The organism is Shewanella sp. TB7-MNA-CIBAN-0143 (genome assembly GCF_040310065.1).
Classification (GTDB): Bacteria; Pseudomonadota; Gammaproteobacteria; order Enterobacterales; family Shewanellaceae; genus Shewanella.
Genome location: NZ_JBEOPL010000003.1, coordinates 241,921 through 261,018, shown reverse-complemented (window position 1 = coordinate 261,018; position 19,098 = coordinate 241,921). Strand labels below are relative to the sequence as shown.

The window sequence follows — 19,098 nt, the reverse complement described above, 5'->3', positions numbered from 1 at the left end:
CGCGGATTATAGCCTAAGCAGCGCAACAAACCAATGCCAAAGCGAGCGGCTTTTTATAAATCCAGTTCTAAACCGTATTTATATAGGGCATTTTTCTTTAAACCATGAATTTGCCCTGCTATAGCGGCGGCTTTTTTAAGCGGCAACTCTTCACAAAGTAACTTTAGGGTAGCAACGGCAACCGCTGGAATACCTTCTTCATCAGATAATGTAAAGCCATGGCACATAATGACCATTTCGCCTTTTTGCTGATTATCATCAGCTTCAACCAGCGCTAATACCTCTGCAGCGGTGCCAGATAAGAAGGTTTCGAAGGTTTTAGTGACTTCACGTGCCATTACCACTTGCCTATCGGCGCCTAAAACGTCAACAATAGCGGCGAGGCTATAAAGAATACGGTGAGGAGATTCGTAAAATATCAAAGTACGAGGATCTTCTTTAAGAAATTCAAGTTTATCGATACGGGCTTTTTCTTTTGACGGTAAAAAACCTTCAAAACTAAAGCGATCAGACGGTAAGCCTGATGCACTTAAGGCCGTAATCGCTGCACATGCCCCAGGCAAAGGTACGACTCGATGGCCAGCTTGACGAACATGGTTAACTAAATGGTAGCCGGGGTCAGAAATTAACGGCGTCCCAGCGTCAGAAATGAGCGCGATTGATTTGCCTTCATTTAATTGTTCTACTATCCATTGTGCTCGGTCACGTTCATTGTGATCATGTAATGCCGTTTTACGGGTTTCAATACCAAAGTGACTTAGCAGCCTTCCGCTGTGGCGAGTGTCTTCACAGGCGATTAAATCAACCTGTTGCAGCACCTCTATTGCCCGAGCGCTGATGTCGCCAAAATTACCAATTGGGGTGGGAACAATATACAGCGCGACCATTTGGTCCATAATTACCTCGATAATGAATCTACCTGATACTTTCGCCAAGCGTAAGAGCAGGTTAAACTAGTGACAGCATCTTACCAGAGTGAAGCCAAGTGTTAATAAGACTGAATACTACAAAATTCGTGTGCGCGTTGATTTTCTCTGTATTGGTGGTCGGTTGTGCCACCAAAAAACAGCAGGATAATGTTGACGCTAGCGCATCGCTCGTTGCCGCTGAACATCCAGCTAAAATTTATTTGGCTGAGGCAACGAATAGCAGTTTACCAGAAAAGCGTGATCGTTATTTATTACTCGCCGCTCATGCTTATATCAATGATGGTAACTTTAATTCTGCCGCTAATGTATTAACGTCAATGCAGAAGTCGATGGTGAACGTTCCCTCGCTTCAAGCGGAGCATATTTACTTGCGCGCTCGCATTGTCGAAAAAATCAATAGCAGCCAAGCCGCATTAGATATTTTACAGTATCCACCACATTGGCAACTACCACGCTGGCAAATGGCAAGTTATCACCAATTTAAAGCCAAGCTGTACAAAAATACTCAACAACCAATTGATCAGGTTAAGCAGTTAAGTCTATTAAGCAACTACTTACCAAAATCTGAAACCACAGCGATCAATAATGTTATTTGGAAGTTACTACAACCTTTATCCGAAGAAACTGTGCAGTCGTTTATGCGCGATCAATCGAATCCGATTTTTGCTGGTTGGTTACAATTAACCTTTATCGCTAAACATTACGCGGTTGAGCCGACGCAATTGGTGCGTTATTTAGGTGAGTGGCAGCGTAATAATCCTTATCATCCAGGCGCGGTGAAGTTACCTGCTGATTTAGAAAAAGCGCTTAATGCCAAACCGTTTAGACCGCAAAATATAGCAGTATTATTACCGTTAAGTGGCCCACGCGCTGTGGTTGCTGAACCTATTCGTCAAGGTCTTTTATCGAGCTATTTATCTGATTTTGATAGCAATGTCTCACTTAACTTTTATGATACTCAGCAAGGGGTTGCGGCCGCTTATCAACAAGCTGTAGCCAAAGGCGCAGAATTTGTCATTGGGCCATTGTTACCCAATGAAGTTGAAGAACTACAGAAAATTAACGATAAACAAAAGACCACAGTGCCACAGCTGTATTTGAACCAAACAGATACGTTTACGCCACAACCAAACCTGTTTTACTTTTCGTTGTCTCCAGCACAAGAAGCCAGTGACGCTGCACATAAGCTGTATAGCGATGGGGTAAAGTTGCCACTATTATTGGCCAGTAACGATCCGATTGGCAAACGTATGGCAGACAGCTTTAAGCAAACTTGGCAAACCTTAACCAGCAATGATGCCGAAGTGTATTTCTATGATGCTGGCGACCAAATGAAGGTAACAGTTCAAGAAGCATTAGGTGTAAAAGATAGTCAAGCGCGTATTAGCAGAATGCGTGATTTATTGGGTAGCCGCTTAGAATCAGATTTTCGTTCTCGCCAAGATATTGATGCGATTTACATGATTTCGGGTTCACAAGATTTAGCCCTGCTAAAACCCTTTTTAGACGTTAACTTTAGTGTGTTCTCTGAACCCGTAACCTTATATACCACTAGCCGTAGCCGTCTTGAAAGCGAGTCAGCGCAGTCGGCACAAGAGTTAAATAACTTGATCATTAGCGATGTACCTTGGCTAATGCAACCTAGCAGCGAAACACAGCTGGTTTCTGAGCTTTGGAGTGGTTGGAATAATAGCCAAAAACGCCTATATGCAATGGGTTTTGATGCCCTTGAATTGGTTAATCGTTTAGCGCAAATGCGCGCTTTTCCGGGATACCAATTTATTGGCCGCAGTGGTGCATTATCAGTGAAACCTAATGGAGTGATAGATCGTCAACTTTCTTGGGGAAAATATAGCCAAGGACAATTAACACCACTATGAACAGCGGACAATTAGCTGAGCAACGTGCGCGAACTTACCTTGAACAACAAGGTCTAACGTTTGTAGATGCTAATGTTCGATACCCATTTGGTGAAATAGATTTAATTATGCGCCAGCAAGATGTCTGGGTGTTTGTTGAAGTAAAATTTAGGTCGTCAAATCAGTTTGGTGGCGCCTTAAATGCGTTAACAAGTAAGCAAATTACCCGGATAAGATTAGCCGCTGAGCATTATTTACAACGACAAAAATTAAATCCACCTTGTCGCTTTGATGTCATTGCGATGAATATTGATGAAATAAACTGGCTACAAGGCTGTTTTTAAGCGGCAATTGATTACCATAACCTTGATTTATGGCATCATATAGTCAAATTACCGAGTCTGACTGATGAGCGACGATAAAAAAGCTGATCAGAGACATACGTAGACATAATTTAGCGTAAGGATTGTTGCATGTTAGAACGTATTAGAGATAGTTTCACCGAATCGATTCAGACTAAAATTGATGCTGCTGAAGCATTACCTGAGTCTATTGAAAAAGCTGCAGAGATGATGGTGCAATGTCTACTTGGCGGTAATAAAATTCTGTCATGTGGTAATGGCGGCAGTGCTGGCGATGCTCAACATTTCTCTGCTGAATTATTAAACCGTTATGAAATTGAACGTCCACCGCTGCCTGCTATTGCATTAAGCTGTGACACTTCAACGATTACTGCTATCGCCAACGATTATAGCTACGATGAAATCTTCTCGAAGCAGATTTTTGCACTGGGTCAACCAGGCGACATTTTATTGGCTATTTCAACCAGTGGTAACTCTGGCAACATTATTAAAGCCATGGAAGCAGCGTTAAGCCGCGACATGACTATTGTTGCCCTAACCGGTAAAGATGGCGGCGCAATGGCGGGCTTGATGAGCGCAGGAGATGTCGAAATCCGCGTACCGTCAAACGTTACTGCACGTATTCAAGAAGTTCACTTACTGGTTATTCACTGTTTATGCGATAACATCGACCGCACCTTGTTCCCGCAGGATGAACAAGCATGATAAAAAGGTTACTCATCATCTCAGTCCTGGCGATGCTGCAGGGGTGTGCTGGTGCAGTCATGGTTGGTGCCGTTAGCGGTGCCAAGATGGTTAATGATGAGCGCAGCATGGGCACTCAAATCAGCGATACTAATGCAGACTTTGTCATTGCTAGCGCGCTATCAAAACATGATGACCTTAATAATCAAACCAATATCGCCGCGGTTGTGATGAACAATAATGTATTGATGATAGGTCAAGCACCTAACTCAATGCTGCGTGATAAAGCGATTAAAGTGGTGCAAGATTTACAAATTGGCGGCAAAATACATAATCAAATTCGTATTGGCACGCCAACGTCATTTACCACTCGCAGCAACGACACTTGGGTAACAACCAAAGTCAAAGGCCGCATGTTAAATGAAAAATCGCTCGATATTACTCGAGTGAAAGTGATTACCGAAAACGGCGAAGTCTTCTTACTTGGGTTAATTGACCGCAAGCAAGCTGATTTGGCCGTTGATATCGCGCGAAATACTGCAGGCGTTCGCAAAGTGATTAAGGTTTTTGAATACACTGAATCTTAATCCTGCAGTACATTTTTATTATCGCGATTTAGAAATTCATCCTGCATTTTGCTCGATGAATTTTTTTTGGGATCTTTTGGCTTGTATCCACGGGATAATCAGCGACGGCAACACAATAAACCCAGCCCCAACCCAACTTAAACCATCAAGCCATTCATCAAAAAACAACCAACCAAAAAAGACACAAAATAATAGTCCTGTGTATTCAGCCACCACAATTTGACTGGCTTGTGCTTGGCGATAAGCCAACGCGCAAAACCACTGATACGCCAATAAAAACACATTACTCGACACCGCAATAGCCACTAAAGACCCACTGATTGCCTCTATGCCTTGCACCAATGCCATGACCAACACCAAAGGAATACTGAGTAAGTTATATAGCATTAACGTTACAACAGGGCTTTCGGTACTGGGGAGTTTGCGCAATGCCAACTGGTTTATCGCAAACATAAATGCAGAGATGAGTACTGCAATTCCAAACCAATTAATTTCACTTGGTCGTAGCAAAATAATGATGCCCAGAAATCCCAAAATAGCTGCCAGCCAATGTGCAGCAGTGACGCTCTCTTTTAAAAATAGAAATCCCATTAATACAATCATTAATGGCGCCGAATAAAACAACGAGCTTACAGTGGCGATAGGTAGCGCAATTAACCCCATAATTAAGCATACAGCTCCAATAGCGCCAGTATTAGCTCGCACTAAGTGCACCTTTATATGGCGACTGATTGGTTTTTTAGCTACAAACCACAATGGCAGTAACATTAATACTGATGTTAACTGTCTGATTAACAGAAATGTTGCAGCGCTACTGCCCTCTGGAAGCCATTTTATAGACACATCATACATAGCACTAAAAAAGTTACCGACAACTAATAACATCATGCCAATCGCTATTGTGGATTTCATTACACTTACAACCTTAGAACCTTAGAACCAATAATTGGCTGCATCATATAGTTATCAATTAATATCGAATAATGATGTTTTTAATCTATGCATGAGTTAAATTCATACCTCATAAATTTTAATAAAATAAATTCATATTTGAGGTGTATATGCGCAAACTGCCGCCACTGCGGGCACTACAAATATTTGAAGCGGCCGCAAGGCATGCTCACTTTTCTCGGGCGGCAACTGAGATGTGCATTACTCAAAGTGCGGTATCGCACCAAGTAAGACTGCTTGAAGCACATTTTGGCGAACGATTATTTATCCGCGAAGGTAGGCAGCTCTGCTTAACCAGTAAAGGCAATGTGCTTTACCATGAACTGGAGCGAATATTTAATGAGTTGAATGATTTAAGCATGCAAATCACTGGCGATTGTAATGATCAGCTCCGCTTAGCGGTATACAGTTCATTTGCCATTAAGTGGCTGATTCCTCGCTTAAGCGATTTCCATCGCTTACATCCACAGATTAAAATTCGCCTAGATATGATCACCGACGACCCACTGATGAGTGATAGTGTTGCTGATATGTTTATTACTGGTCAAAGTGGACAACCGGGTTATGTGCATCGCATGTTACACCAAGAGAGACTGATCCCAGTGATCTGCCCGGGGCTATTAAATACCGACCACTCGGCGCTGAGTGTATTACGGCAACATGCATTACTCACTGTAGATGAAGGGCCAATATGCTTTGATTGGGAGCGCTGGTTAAAGGTTAACAGCATCAGCATAGAGGCTACGCAACAACAGCATGTATTCAGCCATGTGTTGTTAGCTATTGAAGCGGCAATTGCTGGTCAGGGGATCGCGCTGGCATCAGATTTTATGGTAGAACGAGATATTAGTAAGGGAGCATTAGTCGCACTTGACTTACCCGCTATGTTGACTGGATTTGAATTCAATTTTAGTTGTAAACAGCGACGTTTAAAGGAGCCCGCTATCGCTGCATTTGTACAATGGTTAACCAAAAAATAAGCCAGCACGTTGCTGGCTTATAGATAACATTAGCTGAAATAATACTTACACAATAAGACCAATTTTTTCGTACACTTTTTTAATCGTGACTTCTGCACGAGCTTGAGCTTTTTCAGCACCTTCCGCCATGACTTGGTTTAGATATGCATTATCGGCGCGGTACTCTTTAAAGCGAGCTTGTAATGGCTCAAGCATTCCTACGACAGCTTCACCAGTAGCCACTTTTAAATGACCGTACATTTTGCCTTCAAACTCTGCTTCTAAAGACGCAATCGACTGACCAGTACAACCTGACATTAAGCTGAGTAGATTCGACACACCTGGCTTTTGTTCCATATCAAAACGCACTACTGGTGGCTCTTCGCTGTCGGTCATGGCTTTTTTCACTTTCTTTAAAATCGCTTTAGGATCTTCAAGTAAACCAATGACGTTATTACGATTATCGTCAGACTTAGACATTTTCTTAAGCGGGTCCTGCAATGACATGACCTTAGCGCCGTGTTCAGGAATAAACGGTTCTGGGATAGTAAACGTGTCGCCGTAAGCATTGTTAAAACGGGTTGCGATATCGCGGGTGAGTTCTAAATGTTGCTTTTGGTCTTGCCCAACAGGGATCTCATTGGCTTGATAAAGCAAAATATCTGCAGCCATTAGAACAGGATAACCATATAAGCCAACGTTAATGTTATTGGCATGCTTTAACGATTTATCTTTAAACTGGGTCATGCGGTTTAACTCACCCATTTGGGTGTAACAGTTTAATACCCATCCGAGTTGGGTGTGCTGCGGTACTTGCGATTGAATAAACACGGTGCTTTTTTTAGGATCAACACCGCAAGCAAGGTATAACGCTAGCGTATCTAAACACGCTTCACGCAGTGCTTTAGGATCTTGACGCACGGTAATCGCATGTAAATCAACAACACAATATAGGCAATCATGGCTATCTTGCATGGCAACCCATTGACGAAGTGCGCCCATATAATTACCTATGGTTAATTCGCCTGATGGCTGCGCACCGCTAAGAACTATGGGTTTGGTCATGTGTTTATTGCTCCAGATTATCTTTTTAAAATTCAAATTATTATGAAAGTAAGTATTGCTCTATATCAGCAAAGTTTTCGCATATCGCATGCGGGCTGCTAAGACCGATATCTTCGCCGTAGTTGTATCCGTAGGTCAAGCCAATAGACATAACATTCGCAGCTTTAGCCGCTAAAATATCATTCTTTGAATCACCTATCATCAGTAATTGCGATTCATCCAACTGCCATTGTTTAAGCAAATGTTGTAATGGCATTGGGTCTGGCTTCATTTTGGCCAATGAATCACCACCGAGAACTTCAGAAAATAGGTCATCAAGACCAAAAGCTGTTAGTAACGGCACTGTAAAACGATATGGTTTATTGGTAACGATAGCCAGTTTAAAACCTGCTTGTTTTAACTGCTGTAACGTGTCGACAACTCCCGGATACAAACGGCTATGTTTTTGTAAGTGTTCACCATAATGATGCATAAATTGCGGCATAATTGGCTCAAGCATTACCTGCAGATCAGGAGCATCTTCTGGCATAGCAGACACATAACTTAACGCACGTTGCATTAATACTTGAGCACCATTACCTACCCAGCTACGAACCAATGCTTCAGTCACTGGTTGGTATTGGTTCTGTGCTAATGTGGCGTTTGTGGCCGCTGCCAAATCAGGCACACTGTCGATTAACGTACCATCTAAATCAAAAGCGATTGCGCGAATATTTGACCATTGCATCATGTAAAGTCCCACTGGATATGGATAAAGAAATTATGATATCGAAGCGAGTTCGGCACGCATTTGATCAATCACCACTTTATAATCGGGTTGATTGAAAATTGCCGAACCAGCTACAAACATATCTGCACCCGCGGCCGCTATTTCAGCAATATTATCGACCTTAACGCCACCATCCACTTGTAAGCGAATATCAAAACCACTGGCATCAATAAGCGCGCGAACTTGGCGAAGTTTTTCTAGCGTATGTGGAATAAATGACTGACCACCAAAACCAGGATTAACTGACATCAATAAAATAACATCGAGCTTGTCCATTACATGATCTAAATAATGCAGTGGAGTGCCAGGATTAAAGACTAATCCAGCCTTACAGCCAGATTCTTTAATCAACTGCAGTGTGCGATCAACATGTTCTGACGCTTCTGGATGAAAAGTGATAATTGAAGCACCGGCTTTGGCAAAATCAGGAATAATGCGATCAACGGGTTTAACCATTAAATGTACATCAATATCAGCGGTGATCCCGTAATTACGCAACGCAGTGCATACCATTGGGCCTATTGTTAAATTTGGTACATAGTGATTGTCCATAACGTCGAAATGAACAACATCTGAACCCGCATCTAATACGGCTTTAACATCGTCACCTAAACGGGCGAAATCAGCAGACAAAATCGATGGTGCAATTAAAAATGGGCGCATAATCTTCTCTATTGGCAGATCAAAGTGACGACATTTTACCCTTTGCAGCCGCAAGCCTCTAGTCTAACAAGGGAAATAACCACTATCCTCAATAGAATTTAGTTAAAAACTAGACCATAAGTCGGATTTGCTATCTTTTATACAGAAACCAGTGTTCAATAACTAAGCTATTTTGCTATAATGTAAAAAGTTGTTATCTTAGTGGTCCAACTGAATATTTAATACCTGTTGTAGCATCAATCGAGTTTACACCATGGATAGGGCACCCTTTATGGTAAAGCAATTATTACGCAAGTTTTCTGGTCGTGATGGCAAATTATTGTCAGCACCGGTTTTTGCTGTATTTGCTACGTCTGCATTGGCGTTATTGTTAAGCCAAGTATTGATGGCCAACGAAAGTAATTCGGCCAATAGTAAGGCCTGCGTCTGCAACAGCACCACCAACTACAATGCAAGTTTACCCAGTAGTCACCCTACAAATCGTTGTGCAGAGCAGTCGAATGATGTCAGTTGGGGTAATTGGATTACGGGTAATAGCCGTTCAAGCCAGTTTCACTTTATTGATTTACTTGAGTTAATCCACGGTCACAAAGACAAACCTTTGAATGACATGCCAACCTCAGGCAACCCAACTCAGATATCGCGTTAATGTCTATTTGGCGGGTATTTAGCAGCACTGTAGCGGCCTTTTTTGGCGTGCAGACAGAAAAAAATCGCCAAAAAGATTTTCAAAATCAATCCCCATTACCGTTTATCATTATGGGCATTATCTTAGCCATTGCCTTAGTCATTTCCCTAATACTCATCGTAAACCAAGTATTAAGTTAACGGATAGCTTTCGTTATCCGCTCTTTGCAGCATTACTCTTCTTCACGATAATGATGATCATATAGCGCCATAATTTCATCCACTTTATTGCGTGAACCGCCTTTAGGGCTAATATTACGCTGTACCGAAATCGTTGAACAAGATGCACCACGATATAATTCTCGCGTTAACGGAATATCATGATTACTGATCAATACCGGAATATTTCTCTCATGGGCAATAAGCCGTGAATGACGAGCAAGTAATGCTTGATCATCTAAGCTAAAACCCGGACCTGCATAAGTGGTGAAACTGGCTGTAGTTGATAACGGCGCATAAGGCGGATCACAATAAATAACGTCACCGCTGTTCGCCATATCAAAGGCTTGTTCGTAACTGATACATTTAAAGGTCGCTTTTTGCGCTTTTAATGAAAAATAACGAATTTCAGTTTCTGGAAAATAAGGCTTTTTGTACGAACCAAACGGCACGTTAAAACCACCTTTGCGATTATATCGACATAAGCCATTAAAACCATGGCGATTCATGTACAGAAAATATACCGAACGAATGAAAGGATCGCTACAGAGATTAAATTCAGCACGAATACGGTAATAAGCATCTTTGTCATTCATATGATCGACAAACATGGCCTTTGCCGCTTGAATATATTTATCTGGCTGTTGCTGAACAATTTGATATAAATTGATTAGGTCTTGGTTGATGTCACACAATAAATAGTCATCAAACTGTGTATTGAGGAATACCGAACCTGCCCCAACGAAAGGCTCAATCAGTCTATTTCCAGCTGGAAGGTGTTTTGCTAGCTCATCAACGAGCTTATATTTACCGCCTGCCCACTTTAGAAAGGCTCTATGCTTTTTTATCATGAATAGGAATTATGCCAGCAAAATTAAAGCTGATGATTGTACTCTGTTTAACGACAATTATCATCGGATAAAGTAGATTTATTCGTTGATTTTTCATCCTATTGACTTGGATGCTGCAGAATATGAAGATTGTTAATCTTGTCGCTTATAATCACTTAAGTCAGCCCACTTTCTTACCCAGGGAGCCGCTAATCCATATTGTTTCTGAAGGCTTTTAGCTTTTACGGAGGCTGCCAATGCGGTTTCAAAATCACCCAGCAATATAACGTGGCGTTGTTTGTAACTCATTATGTAAACTTGCGGCTCTTTTGCCAGTTTAACTAAAATCGGTGTAAGTGAATCTTTGTCATTCACGCTGGCAAGTTGCAGCGTAAAACCTTTCACTTTTAGATTCGGGGTATTATCTCGCTCAACAATATCATTCGGCTTACTTACCGTATTAACTTGCGCTTTGGGTAACTTACCTTGGAAAGATAAGCCTTTTAATGATGAATTAACCACTATGTCAGTATGATTATCTGCAGGAATATTTTCTATGAGGTTAGTCTCACCTTGCTCTACTAGCGAACTGTCAGCAATGATTTGCTGCTCTATGATTAAGTGCGCTTGTTCATTGGCTCTCGACTTAGTTAAGGCCAATTGCCTATGGGCAAAATAAGCGCTTAATGAACTGTCGGCATAACCAATGACATATTGAGCTGCTTTAACACGCACAGCGGATTGTTCTGCTGTTAATACTGGCGACAATGATGCCGAAATAGGAGGAGGTAATTGTGTACTTATGCCCCACCAAAGCGACACACCAGCTAATATGGTGACAGAAGCAATCATCATTTTAATAGACGCAGACCAAGATGATTGCTCTGTTTGTGGCTCTTCTAATGCTAACGCTAATAATTGAACCACTTCAGCTGGCGTCCCCTGCTGCTTCTCTAATTGCTTATGGATAATTTCACGTGGAATAAACGGTGTTTGCCGACTCCGCAATAATAAACTTTGATAGAGGCCATCGCGCTCGGGTACAGATAAAGGTTCAATAGTCACAGGCAGTAATCTAGCACGAATATCATCAGTTAATTCAGCTACTAAGGTATGCCAAAAACTGGGGGTAACGGTCACTGTAACTGCAACAGGTTTACCTGCACAATGAATTTGGCTCAGCAGAATACACTCAGCCCAAATATCTTTAGGCAATAAATCGGCATCATCGATGATGATATGTAATGGTTTTTTTAAACTAGATTGGATTCTCAGTACGGTGTCCATCAAAGGACGTTCATCATCAAAAATTGGCGCGGAGATTAATTGAACCAGAATTTTTCGACGAATTTCAGCGCTATCAGCGTGTTGAGGACAAATGATCAATGCTGAATTGTAGTCATCTAGCTCACTGGCTAATGCAGCCGTCAGTGTCGACTTACCTGAACCGTTATCACCACAAATAACCAACAACTGTTCGCTATAACTAGCAATATGCTGTAAACGCTGAATGAGCGCTTCTTGGGTAGGGAGTAGCAATAGTCCTGGAGTCGTCAATGATTCACCACACTATAATTTATAGCTAGCATAGTTATATGCGGAATAATTTATACGCAGCTAATAACCTGTTTCAATAAGTCTTCACTCACATCACTAAAGACATCAGCTTTGCCTATTTCTGTAGGTAATACTAAGCGGATTTTACCACCTAACACTTTTTTATCTCGACGCATATGCTTGATAAACTGTTCAAAACCCATCGACTCTGGAGCCGTTATAGGTAAATCAAACGCTTGCATCAATCGGCAAATACGCTCGACACTTTGCTCATCTAATAGATTGAGCTTACATGCTGTTTGAGCCGCTAAAACGGTACCAGCAGAGACAGCTTCGCCATGTAACCAAACACCGTAGCCCATTTCAGCTTCGATAGCATGCCCGAAGGTATGCCCAAGGTTTAATAACGCTCTTACACCTTGTTCAGTTTCATCTTGTGCGACAACATCTGCTTTAATCTGACAACATTTAGCAATAGCATAATTTAACGCGTCAGTTTGAAGCGATTTTAACGCATCTACATTTGCTTCAAGCCACTGGAAAAAGTCAGCATCCCAAATAATACCGTACTTAATCACTTCAGCCATACCTGCAGCAAACTCATTTGCGGGTAATGTCTGTAAGCAAAGCGTATCGATAATCACTGATTTAGGCTGATAAAATGCACCAATCATATTTTTCCCAAGAGGATGATTAACAGCCGTTTTACCACCAACTGAAGAATCAACTTGGGACAGTAATGTAGTTGGCACTTGAATAAACTCAATTCCACGCTGATAACACGCAGCCGCGAAACCAGTCATATCACCAACAACACCACCACCTAGTGCGACTAATACCGAGTCTCGGGCAAAGTTATGCTCAAGTAATGCGGTAAAAATATAATCTAGATGTTGTAAATCTTTAAATTTTTCGCCATCCGGCAAAATAACCGTTTCAATGCGCGCGCAAGCGCTCATCGCTTGTTGTATCTGTTGAAGATACAACGGAGCAATGGTGTCATTTGAAACAATTAAGGCTTTTTTGTTTGTTAGGTAGCGAGCAAATAGCCCGCTATCATTCATCAAATCCTGGCCAATATAAATGGGGTAACTTCTATCACCTAATTGAACCTGAATCTGTTGCATGTTGTTACCTAAAAGCCAAGTTGCTCGATAATTTGGTTTGCGACGATTTTCGCGCTTTGCTCATCAGTCTTAACGATAACATCCGCAATTTCCTCATATAGAGGGTTGCGAATTTCCGCTAAGCTTTCAAGCACTTCACGTGGATCATCTACTTGTAACAACGGGCGACGCTTATCACGCTGCGTGCGCGCGACTTGTTTGTCGATAGTTGTTTCTAAGTAAACCACTATACCTCGAGCAGAAAGATAGTTGCGGATATCTTTACTCTGAACAGAACCACCACCTGTCGCGAGAACGATACCTTGCCTTTCTGAAAGATCACCGATGACTTGAGCTTCACGTCTACGGAAGCCTTCCTCACCTTCGACGTCAAACACCCAGGCAATATCTGCACCGGTACGTTGTTCAATCTCATGATCTGAATCGTGGAAATCTAAATGCAGCATTTGCGCCAGATGGCGACCAATTGTGCTTTTACCTGCGCCCATAGGGCCTACCAGAAAAATATTGCGTTTTTCAGCCATTTCGTATACGTCTGAATCTTATATGAAAGAATGCCTTATCGACTTAAACTCAAGCCGACCTATAATTTAACCTTGCTCTAATGAGACTTGACGGAGGATTATCTCAGTTAAGGGCTACCGCTTGCAAGTCATCACAGCTATTTATCATGATTTTATTATGTCACTGATGTTTAAAACCTCAAATAAAAGGTAATATTTTCGATTAAGTCTTTGTTAATACAAAGACTATAGGCCGATTAGCACTGCACTATCTAATTAAAGTTAATACCTTAAAACTTTAAGGAAGTTGCCATGATTATCACTAAAACGATAATTTTTTCGATTGGAGTAACGTTTAGTGATGCACTATTTAACGCGTTTAGCCATTACTCCCCCATAAATCACTGTCATAAAAAAGCCAGCAATTAAGTAGCTGGCTTTTTATTATTGCTATAGCGTGTAAAAAAATTAACGTTTGTCAGCAACAATCTTAGGGGTTACAAAAATTAATAGCTCTTGGCGCTCATTTGTGTCGGTTGAATTTCTAAATAAGAAGCCAACTAACGGAATATCACCCAGAACCGGAACTTTGCTTACTCGGCTAATGAGGTTTTGCTGGTAAATACCACCTAACACAATCGTTTCGCCATTATCTACGAGTACCTGAGTACCAATACGCTGAGTATCAATCGCAACCGCTTCACCCGTTGCTGTGGCAACCGTTGTTCCTTGAGAATCTTGGGTAATTTCAAGATCTAGGATCACCCGGTCATCTGGAGTTATTTGTGGAGTCACACGTAGCGATAACACCGCCTTCTTAAAGGTCACTGTTGTTGCGCCGCTTGATGCTGACTCAACGTATGGGATTTCAACACCTTGCTCAATGTATGCCGACTTCTGGTTAGATGTGGTAATACGTGGGCTGGCAATGATCTCACCTTTGTTTTCTTGCTCTAATGCACTTAATTCTAAATCGAGTACTGTACCGTCTGCCAATTTAGCCACATGGAAAGCGATACTGGTCGCCGAGCTTGCTGCTGCCGGTAAATTAACATTGAGGCGATCGTCAATGCTTGGAATAGTACCGTTAGCAATACTCGTTGCTCCTCCAATGGTGCCAGATGTGCCCTTAGAACCTTGTTGATCGGTTATGCCCCAGCGAATCCCGAGATCTTCAGATACGTCGTCTTTCACTGTCACCATACGCGCTTCGATTAGCACTTGTTTAATAGGAATGTCTAATACTTCTATTAAGCGGTGTACGTTTTCTAAAATCTCAGCCGTATCTTTTACCAGTAACGTATTTGTACGTTCATCAACAGCAACACTACCACGAGATGATAATAACGTTGAATCCGTAGTTTTAAGTAACTCGGCAATATCGATCGCTTTAGCATAGTTTATTTGTAAGTATTCAGAATATAGTGGTGCTAACTCTTTTACTTCTTGGCGATTCTTCAGATCGTTACTTTCGCGAATGGCAAGCTCTTCACTCGGTGCCACCATTAAAATATTGCCTTCAATACGCTTGTCGAGACCTTTAGTTTGCAATATAAGATCTAAAGCTTGATCCCAAGGCACATCATCTAAACGTAAGGTAATCTCACCTTCAACGGTATCGCTGGTCACTAGGTTAAAGTTGTTATAATCAGCAATAATTTGCAACACAGTACGCACTGAAATATTTTGGAAGTTTAGTGATAATGAACGACCATTATATTTCTTTGCCTCTTTAGCGACAGAGACACGCTCAACTTTATCGACGCTAACTTTAAACACATTGCCATCTTGGCGATAGTTATAATCATAGTTGCCATCAACATCCACCAAAATACGGGCGGTTAAATCATCTTTAAATGTTTCAAAACTATTTACCGGTGTAGCAAAGTCTTGTACATCCATAACGTAAAGTAAGTCATTGCCAATATCGGTGTTATAAAGTTTTATTTCAAGCTTTGAACCAACTTGTTCTACATTCGCCGCTACAGAACGATTGCTAAGATTGAATAATATTTCTCCACCGCCGGTTTTATTGCGGCGAAAATCAATACTACTAATGCCATTAACAAATGGATTGTTTGCTTCTACCGGACCAGACACATCATCATTAATAGTTAATCTATAACTATTACCAACAATTTTACCTTGATATGGTTTTACGTTAGACATTGCAACAATGATTTGTAAATCGCCACCTTGTTGTTGTGTAGTTAACTCTATTACACCAACAGCGTTTATCGGAATTTTACTTTTATTTAAATTAGAAATAGTGTCTGAGAAATTCAACATAATTTCTGCTGGGTCTGCCGATAAATCCACAGACGGTGACACTATTGATGATTCAAAAATTAACTCTAATTCTAATTGGTGATCAACCATTGAATGATATTTGACGTCCATAAGACGATTAGCAGCTATCGCACTAGGTATTAAACCCATTAATAATACTGCGCCTAAAAACGCTCTAAAAAATAATAACTTTGTTATTGCTTTTTTTATCGCGGCAGAAGATTCCATTATTCTCTCATCCTTCGCACGTTATTTTCCTGATAATTCTAAATTGCTGGATCTTTCTGCCCAACAACCTGAACCATCAGGGATTAATTCTATAATTTCGATAAATTGCGGCGTTACTTTAGCAATTCGGCCATGATAAAGCCCTAAATACTCACCTACACCCATGCGATAAACATTGGCATCACTAGATTCGACTAAAGCCCAAATAGTACTCTCTTCACTCAATGTTCCGCGCATTCTTAAATTGTCTAATGCATAAGTTTCTAAGCGACCTTTGCGACGTTTCAAGTCTGGTTGTAAACAATCTCTAGATGTATCAATCACCTCTTCTGTCAATTCCCTTGATGGTGGAACAAAAGGACTGCGCATTAATTCAGCTTGATAAGCAAAATGTTCAAACTTCGGTGTTTGCTTTAATGGTGGTATACGGGCAACGTGTTGCGCCTTTGTAGTAGTAACAAATAGCTCTAAATCACTGCGTTCGCCAATACAACCACTCAATAAAAACACCATTGATAACAATAAAGGCAAAAATTTCATTATTTCTGCCCCTTATCGGCCTGTTTCGTTAATTCAGCCCCTTCTTTAAAACGATACGTTTTGGCGAGAATATCCATTGATAATCCACCGGCATCGTTCTGCTTGATAGTAAAATCATGCAAACTGACAATTCGAGGTAATTTGGCAACACCACTGACCATATTACCCATTTGATGATAATCACCTACTACTGACATCTTTATCGGAAATTCAATATAGAAATCACGTTCAATTTCATCATCCCAATCTAGGCTATTAATTCTGAGGCCAGCATCAGTTGCAACAAATGTTAAATCATCTAATAAACCTGGCATTTCATTTTCGGATGGTAGCATTTTAAGCAATTCGGCAAACTGCACCTCCATCACGTCTAATTGTTCACGGTATAGCTTAAGATTAGCTGCTAAACGATATTTAGTTTCAAAATCTTCACGAAGTTGAATTTCTTTTTGCTGTTCAGCTTCCATTTGATCGATCGAATCTGAAATAAACAAATAATAACTAGCACCGATAACACACACAGATAAAAATGCAGCAAAGACAATTTTTACCAGCTTGGGCCAACCACCAATATTTTCAAAATCGATATCGTTAAATTGATCTAGGTCGAGATTCATTTTCTCGCTCCTTGGTTCGGATCAACATTAGTGACTTGTGAATCATCACGGATAGTGACACGTAATTTAAACCGCTGTAACTGTCTTAATTCTTCATTTTGCGTCACAATCGATTGCATACTCGGATCGTTAAGATAAGAAGATGTTTTAACTTTTCTCATCATATTCGCGACGTTATTATTTGATTCGCTTCGTCCTTCGATTAATAACACGCTACCTTTTTTCTCTATACTTGAAAGATAAATACCCGGTGGCACTATTCGGACTAATTCATCTAAAACATGAGTAGGTAAATTACGCGACTGCTGTAAGTTGAGAATAATTTCAGTTCGACGTTCAATATCTTTTTTACGTTCGGTAATTTTTCTAATTTCTGCTATTTGGGTATCAAGTAAGGTAATTTCTGATACTAAATATGCATTACGCTGACGCTGATCTTCAGTGACAACCTCTAGAAAACCCAAAAATAAATATACTACAAGTGATGTCACTAAAAAAACTAACGCTAAAATACCGATAAAATCGCGTTTTTGCTTCTCTCTAGCTTCTTCACGCCAAGGTAATAAGTTTATGTTCGCCATTGAGCATAACTCCTTAGCGCAAGACCACATGCCACCATATATTTACTCATATTAGGTTGAAGTTGACTTTTCATAACATCATCTGCATGCAAACACCCCTGAAAAGGATCTGCAACTATGGTATGAGTGCCTAACTCGTTAGTTAGTAATTCAACCATTCCTTCTAGCTTAGCTGTACCACCACACAAAACGATATAGTCAACTTTTTCACGTCCACTGGCAGTACAATATATTTGTAAAGTTCGTTTAATTTGTTGTAACAATTGCATTTGAAACGGAGATAAAACTTCGAACATATAATTACGCGGTAATTGTCCAGTAATCTTAGCGCGTTCAGCCTCATCATGGGGCATCCCATAAAATGACACAATTGACTGAGTGAATAACTCACCGCCAAAAGCTTGCTCACGAATAAACGTCGTGTCACCATTTTCAACCACAGAGAATGTGGTCATATTGGCGCCGATATCAACCATGGCGATTGATTTATCTTTAGCGCCATCAGGTAACTGACCATAAATTAATTCTGCAGAGCGTCCAAGTGCATAAGCTTCCACATCAACAACTTTAACGTCTAGTTCAATGGCATCCAAAGAGTCTACACGTGAATCAATATTTTCTGTGCGGCATGCGCTCAGTAATACGTTAACTTTGGTTGGGTCGGTAATATTCGGGTTAAGCCTTTCAAAATCGATGCTGACTTCATCAAGTGAATAAGGAATAAGATTGTCAGCTTCAATTTCAATTTGAGCTTCCATCTCCTCTTCATTTAACGCTGCATCCATATAAATGACTTTAGTCATAACTGCAGAGCCAGAAACCGCGACAGCTGCAAACTTTAGGGATTTAGGTAAACCCCGTCGAATCTGTCTTAGCGACTCAATTACCGCTTCAGTATCACGAATATCATGATCGACCACAGCTCCCTTTCTAACAGGAACTGACGCATGATTTTGAATTTTATATCCATCCGCAGTCTTGCTCAACAAAATGGCTTTTATTTCATGAGACCCAATATCAATCCCAACCATCTGAGGTGCTTGACGCTTCCACAATTTAGAAAGCATAGTCCGTCATCACAATTCTATTTTTATTTTCTAAGAGATTAGCACATAATCAACTCGTTATAAGTATTTGTATAAAATGTTTCAG

At 40.8% G+C, this 19,098-nt stretch carries 21 protein-coding genes; 7 read left to right on the top strand and 14 right to left on the bottom strand.

Features of this window, described 5'->3' with window-relative positions; genetic code table 11:
- Nucleotides 1–53: 53 nt before the first annotated feature.
- Nucleotides 54–896 (bottom strand): 16S rRNA (cytidine(1402)-2'-O)-methyltransferase, encoded by an 843-nt coding sequence (rsmI, locus tag AAEY97_RS04030; protein ID WP_011635880.1) that lies wholly within the window; start codon nt 894–896, stop codon nt 54–56.
- 89 nt (nt 897–985) lie between these two features.
- Between rsmI and AAEY97_RS04025 the strand changes: the two genes are divergently transcribed.
- The 4 genes from AAEY97_RS04025 to AAEY97_RS04010 all read left to right on the top strand — a co-directional run bounded on the left by AAEY97_RS04025 (nt 986) and on the right by AAEY97_RS04010 (nt 4,421).
- On the top strand, nt 986–2,809 hold the full coding sequence (locus tag AAEY97_RS04025; RefSeq protein ID WP_350996754.1) for a penicillin-binding protein activator: 1,824 nt from the start codon (nt 986–988) through the stop codon (nt 2,807–2,809).
- On the top strand, nt 2,806–3,132 hold the full coding sequence (locus AAEY97_RS04020; RefSeq protein WP_162022148.1) for a YraN family protein: 327 nt from the start codon (nt 2,806–2,808) through the stop codon (nt 3,130–3,132). Before AAEY97_RS04025 ends, AAEY97_RS04020 begins: the two co-directional genes overlap by 4 nt.
- A 129-nt stretch (nt 3,133–3,261) precedes the next feature.
- Complete coding sequence (locus AAEY97_RS04015; RefSeq protein WP_011635877.1) at nt 3,262–3,855, top strand: phosphoheptose isomerase; 594 nt, start codon at nt 3,262–3,264, stop codon at nt 3,853–3,855.
- Nucleotides 3,852–4,421 carry a BON domain-containing protein gene (locus AAEY97_RS04010; RefSeq protein ID WP_101087298.1) on the top strand — a complete coding sequence of 190 codons (570 nt, stop codon included), beginning with the start codon at nt 3,852–3,854 and terminating at the stop codon, nt 4,419–4,421. Before AAEY97_RS04015 ends, AAEY97_RS04010 begins: the two co-directional genes overlap by 4 nt.
- A gap of 36 nt (nt 4,422–4,457) precedes the next feature.
- Here the strand turns inward: AAEY97_RS04010 and AAEY97_RS04005 are convergent, their stop codons facing one another.
- On the bottom strand, nt 4,458–5,333 hold the full coding sequence (locus tag AAEY97_RS04005; protein WP_350996751.1) for a DMT family transporter: 876 nt from the start codon (nt 5,331–5,333) through the stop codon (nt 4,458–4,460).
- 149 nt (nt 5,334–5,482) lie between these two features.
- Here AAEY97_RS04005 and AAEY97_RS04000 point away from each other — a divergent pair, with 149 nt between their 5' ends.
- Nucleotides 5,483–6,352, top strand: coding sequence for a LysR substrate-binding domain-containing protein (locus AAEY97_RS04000; RefSeq protein WP_350996749.1), 870 nt, complete (start codon nt 5,483–5,485; stop codon nt 6,350–6,352).
- A 45-nt stretch (nt 6,353–6,397) separates the two neighbouring features.
- Here AAEY97_RS04000 and trpS read toward each other — a convergent pair whose 3' ends face one another.
- The 3 genes from trpS to rpe are packed head-to-tail and all read right to left on the bottom strand — an operon-like array spanning nt 6,398 to nt 8,828.
- Nucleotides 6,398–7,396, bottom strand: a complete 999-nt coding sequence (gene trpS / locus AAEY97_RS03995) for a tryptophan--tRNA ligase (protein ID WP_192116368.1) — start codon at nt 7,394–7,396, stop codon at nt 6,398–6,400.
- Between the two features lie 40 nt (nt 7,397–7,436).
- The gene (locus tag AAEY97_RS03990) at nt 7,437–8,126 is read right to left on the bottom strand and encodes a phosphoglycolate phosphatase (RefSeq protein ID WP_335692689.1); all 690 of its coding nucleotides are present in this window, start codon (nt 8,124–8,126) and stop codon (nt 7,437–7,439) included.
- A 30-nt stretch (nt 8,127–8,156) separates the two neighbouring features.
- Nucleotides 8,157–8,828, bottom strand: coding sequence for a ribulose-phosphate 3-epimerase (rpe, locus tag AAEY97_RS03985; protein WP_101087302.1), 672 nt, complete (start codon nt 8,826–8,828; stop codon nt 8,157–8,159).
- 271 nt (nt 8,829–9,099) lie between these two features.
- Here rpe and AAEY97_RS03980 point away from each other — a divergent pair, with 271 nt between their 5' ends.
- Nucleotides 9,100–9,477 (top strand): hypothetical protein, encoded by a 378-nt coding sequence (locus AAEY97_RS03980; RefSeq protein ID WP_242445156.1) that lies wholly within the window; start codon nt 9,100–9,102, stop codon nt 9,475–9,477.
- Nucleotides 9,477–9,656, top strand: coding sequence for a DUF2970 domain-containing protein (locus AAEY97_RS03975; protein ID WP_101087304.1), 180 nt, complete (start codon nt 9,477–9,479; stop codon nt 9,654–9,656). Before AAEY97_RS03980 ends, AAEY97_RS03975 begins: the two co-directional genes overlap by 1 nt.
- A 32-nt stretch (nt 9,657–9,688) precedes the next feature.
- On the opposite strand, the gene AAEY97_RS03970 is transcribed toward AAEY97_RS03975, so the two are convergent.
- The 9 genes from AAEY97_RS03970 to AAEY97_RS03930 all read right to left on the bottom strand — a co-directional run bounded on the left by AAEY97_RS03970 (nt 9,689) and on the right by AAEY97_RS03930 (nt 19,013).
- Nucleotides 9,689–10,525, bottom strand: a complete 837-nt coding sequence (locus AAEY97_RS03970) for a Dam family site-specific DNA-(adenine-N6)-methyltransferase (RefSeq protein ID WP_101087305.1) — start codon at nt 10,523–10,525, stop codon at nt 9,689–9,691.
- A gap of 132 nt (nt 10,526–10,657) precedes the next feature.
- On the bottom strand, nt 10,658–12,061 hold the full coding sequence (locus AAEY97_RS03965) for an ATP-binding protein (RefSeq protein WP_350996747.1): 1,404 nt from the start codon (nt 12,059–12,061) through the stop codon (nt 10,658–10,660).
- Nucleotides 12,062–12,111: 50 nt separating this feature from the next.
- Nucleotides 12,112–13,188, bottom strand: a complete 1,077-nt coding sequence (gene aroB, locus AAEY97_RS03960) for a 3-dehydroquinate synthase (protein ID WP_350996744.1) — start codon at nt 13,186–13,188, stop codon at nt 12,112–12,114.
- Between the two features lie 8 nt (nt 13,189–13,196).
- The gene (aroK, locus tag AAEY97_RS03955) at nt 13,197–13,712 is read right to left on the bottom strand and encodes a shikimate kinase AroK (protein WP_011635865.1); all 516 of its coding nucleotides are present in this window, start codon (nt 13,710–13,712) and stop codon (nt 13,197–13,199) included.
- A gap of 447 nt (nt 13,713–14,159) precedes the next feature.
- Entirely contained in the window at nt 14,160–16,208 is a 2,049-nt protein-coding gene (locus AAEY97_RS03950; protein WP_162022141.1) for a type IV pilus secretin PilQ, read from the bottom strand.
- A gap of 21 nt (nt 16,209–16,229) precedes the next feature.
- Nucleotides 16,230–16,748, bottom strand: coding sequence for a pilus assembly protein PilP (locus tag AAEY97_RS03945; RefSeq protein WP_101087309.1), 519 nt, complete (start codon nt 16,746–16,748; stop codon nt 16,230–16,232).
- Complete coding sequence (locus AAEY97_RS03940; protein ID WP_101087310.1) at nt 16,748–17,365, bottom strand: type IV pilus inner membrane component PilO; 618 nt, start codon at nt 17,363–17,365, stop codon at nt 16,748–16,750. The genes AAEY97_RS03945 and AAEY97_RS03940 overlap by 1 nt, the downstream gene beginning before the upstream one ends.
- On the bottom strand, nt 17,362–17,946 hold the full coding sequence (locus AAEY97_RS03935; protein WP_101087311.1) for a PilN domain-containing protein: 585 nt from the start codon (nt 17,944–17,946) through the stop codon (nt 17,362–17,364). Before AAEY97_RS03935 ends, AAEY97_RS03940 begins: the two co-directional genes overlap by 4 nt.
- A complete protein-coding gene (locus tag AAEY97_RS03930) occupies nt 17,934–19,013 on the bottom strand; it encodes a pilus assembly protein PilM (protein ID WP_101087312.1) in 1,080 nt (359 codons plus the stop codon). Before AAEY97_RS03930 ends, AAEY97_RS03935 begins: the two co-directional genes overlap by 13 nt.
- Nucleotides 19,014–19,098: the final 85 nt, after the last annotated feature.

Bases quoted from the DNA above. Each gene is read 5' to 3' on its own strand.
- rsmI (WP_011635880.1), bottom strand. From the start codon at position 896: ATGGACCAAATGGTCGCGCTGTATATTGTTCCCACCCCAATTGGTAAT.
- AAEY97_RS04020 (WP_162022148.1), top strand. From the start codon at position 2,806: ATGAACAGCGGACAATTAGCTGAGCAACGTGCGCGAACTTACCTTGAA.
- AAEY97_RS04015 (WP_011635877.1), top strand. From the start codon at position 3,262: ATGTTAGAACGTATTAGAGATAGTTTCACCGAATCGATTCAGACTAAA.
- AAEY97_RS04010 (WP_101087298.1), top strand. From the start codon at position 3,852: ATGATAAAAAGGTTACTCATCATCTCAGTCCTGGCGATGCTGCAGGGG.
- AAEY97_RS04005 (WP_350996751.1), bottom strand. From the start codon at position 5,333: ATGAAATCCACAATAGCGATTGGCATGATGTTATTAGTTGTCGGTAAC.
- AAEY97_RS04000 (WP_350996749.1), top strand. From the start codon at position 5,483: ATGCGCAAACTGCCGCCACTGCGGGCACTACAAATATTTGAAGCGGCC.
- trpS (WP_192116368.1), bottom strand. From the start codon at position 7,396: ATGACCAAACCCATAGTTCTTAGCGGTGCGCAGCCATCAGGCGAATTA.
- AAEY97_RS03990 (WP_335692689.1), bottom strand. From the start codon at position 8,126: ATGATGCAATGGTCAAATATTCGCGCAATCGCTTTTGATTTAGATGGT.
- rpe (WP_101087302.1), bottom strand. From the start codon at position 8,828: ATGCGCCCATTTTTAATTGCACCATCGATTTTGTCTGCTGATTTCGCC.
- AAEY97_RS03980 (WP_242445156.1), top strand. From the start codon at position 9,100: ATGGTAAAGCAATTATTACGCAAGTTTTCTGGTCGTGATGGCAAATTA.
- AAEY97_RS03975 (WP_101087304.1), top strand. From the start codon at position 9,477: ATGTCTATTTGGCGGGTATTTAGCAGCACTGTAGCGGCCTTTTTTGGC.
- AAEY97_RS03970 (WP_101087305.1), bottom strand. From the start codon at position 10,525: ATGATAAAAAAGCATAGAGCCTTTCTAAAGTGGGCAGGCGGTAAATAT.
- aroB (WP_350996744.1), bottom strand. From the start codon at position 13,188: ATGCAACAGATTCAGGTTCAATTAGGTGATAGAAGTTACCCCATTTAT.
- aroK (WP_011635865.1), bottom strand. From the start codon at position 13,712: ATGGCTGAAAAACGCAATATTTTTCTGGTAGGCCCTATGGGCGCAGGT.
- AAEY97_RS03950 (WP_162022141.1), bottom strand. From the start codon at position 16,208: ATGGAATCTTCTGCCGCGATAAAAAAAGCAATAACAAAGTTATTATTT.
- AAEY97_RS03945 (WP_101087309.1), bottom strand. From the start codon at position 16,748: ATGAAATTTTTGCCTTTATTGTTATCAATGGTGTTTTTATTGAGTGGT.
- AAEY97_RS03940 (WP_101087310.1), bottom strand. From the start codon at position 17,365: ATGAATCTCGACCTAGATCAATTTAACGATATCGATTTTGAAAATATT.
- AAEY97_RS03935 (WP_101087311.1), bottom strand. From the start codon at position 17,946: ATGGCGAACATAAACTTATTACCTTGGCGTGAAGAAGCTAGAGAGAAG.
- AAEY97_RS03930 (WP_101087312.1), bottom strand. From the start codon at position 19,013: ATGCTTTCTAAATTGTGGAAGCGTCAAGCACCTCAGATGGTTGGGATT.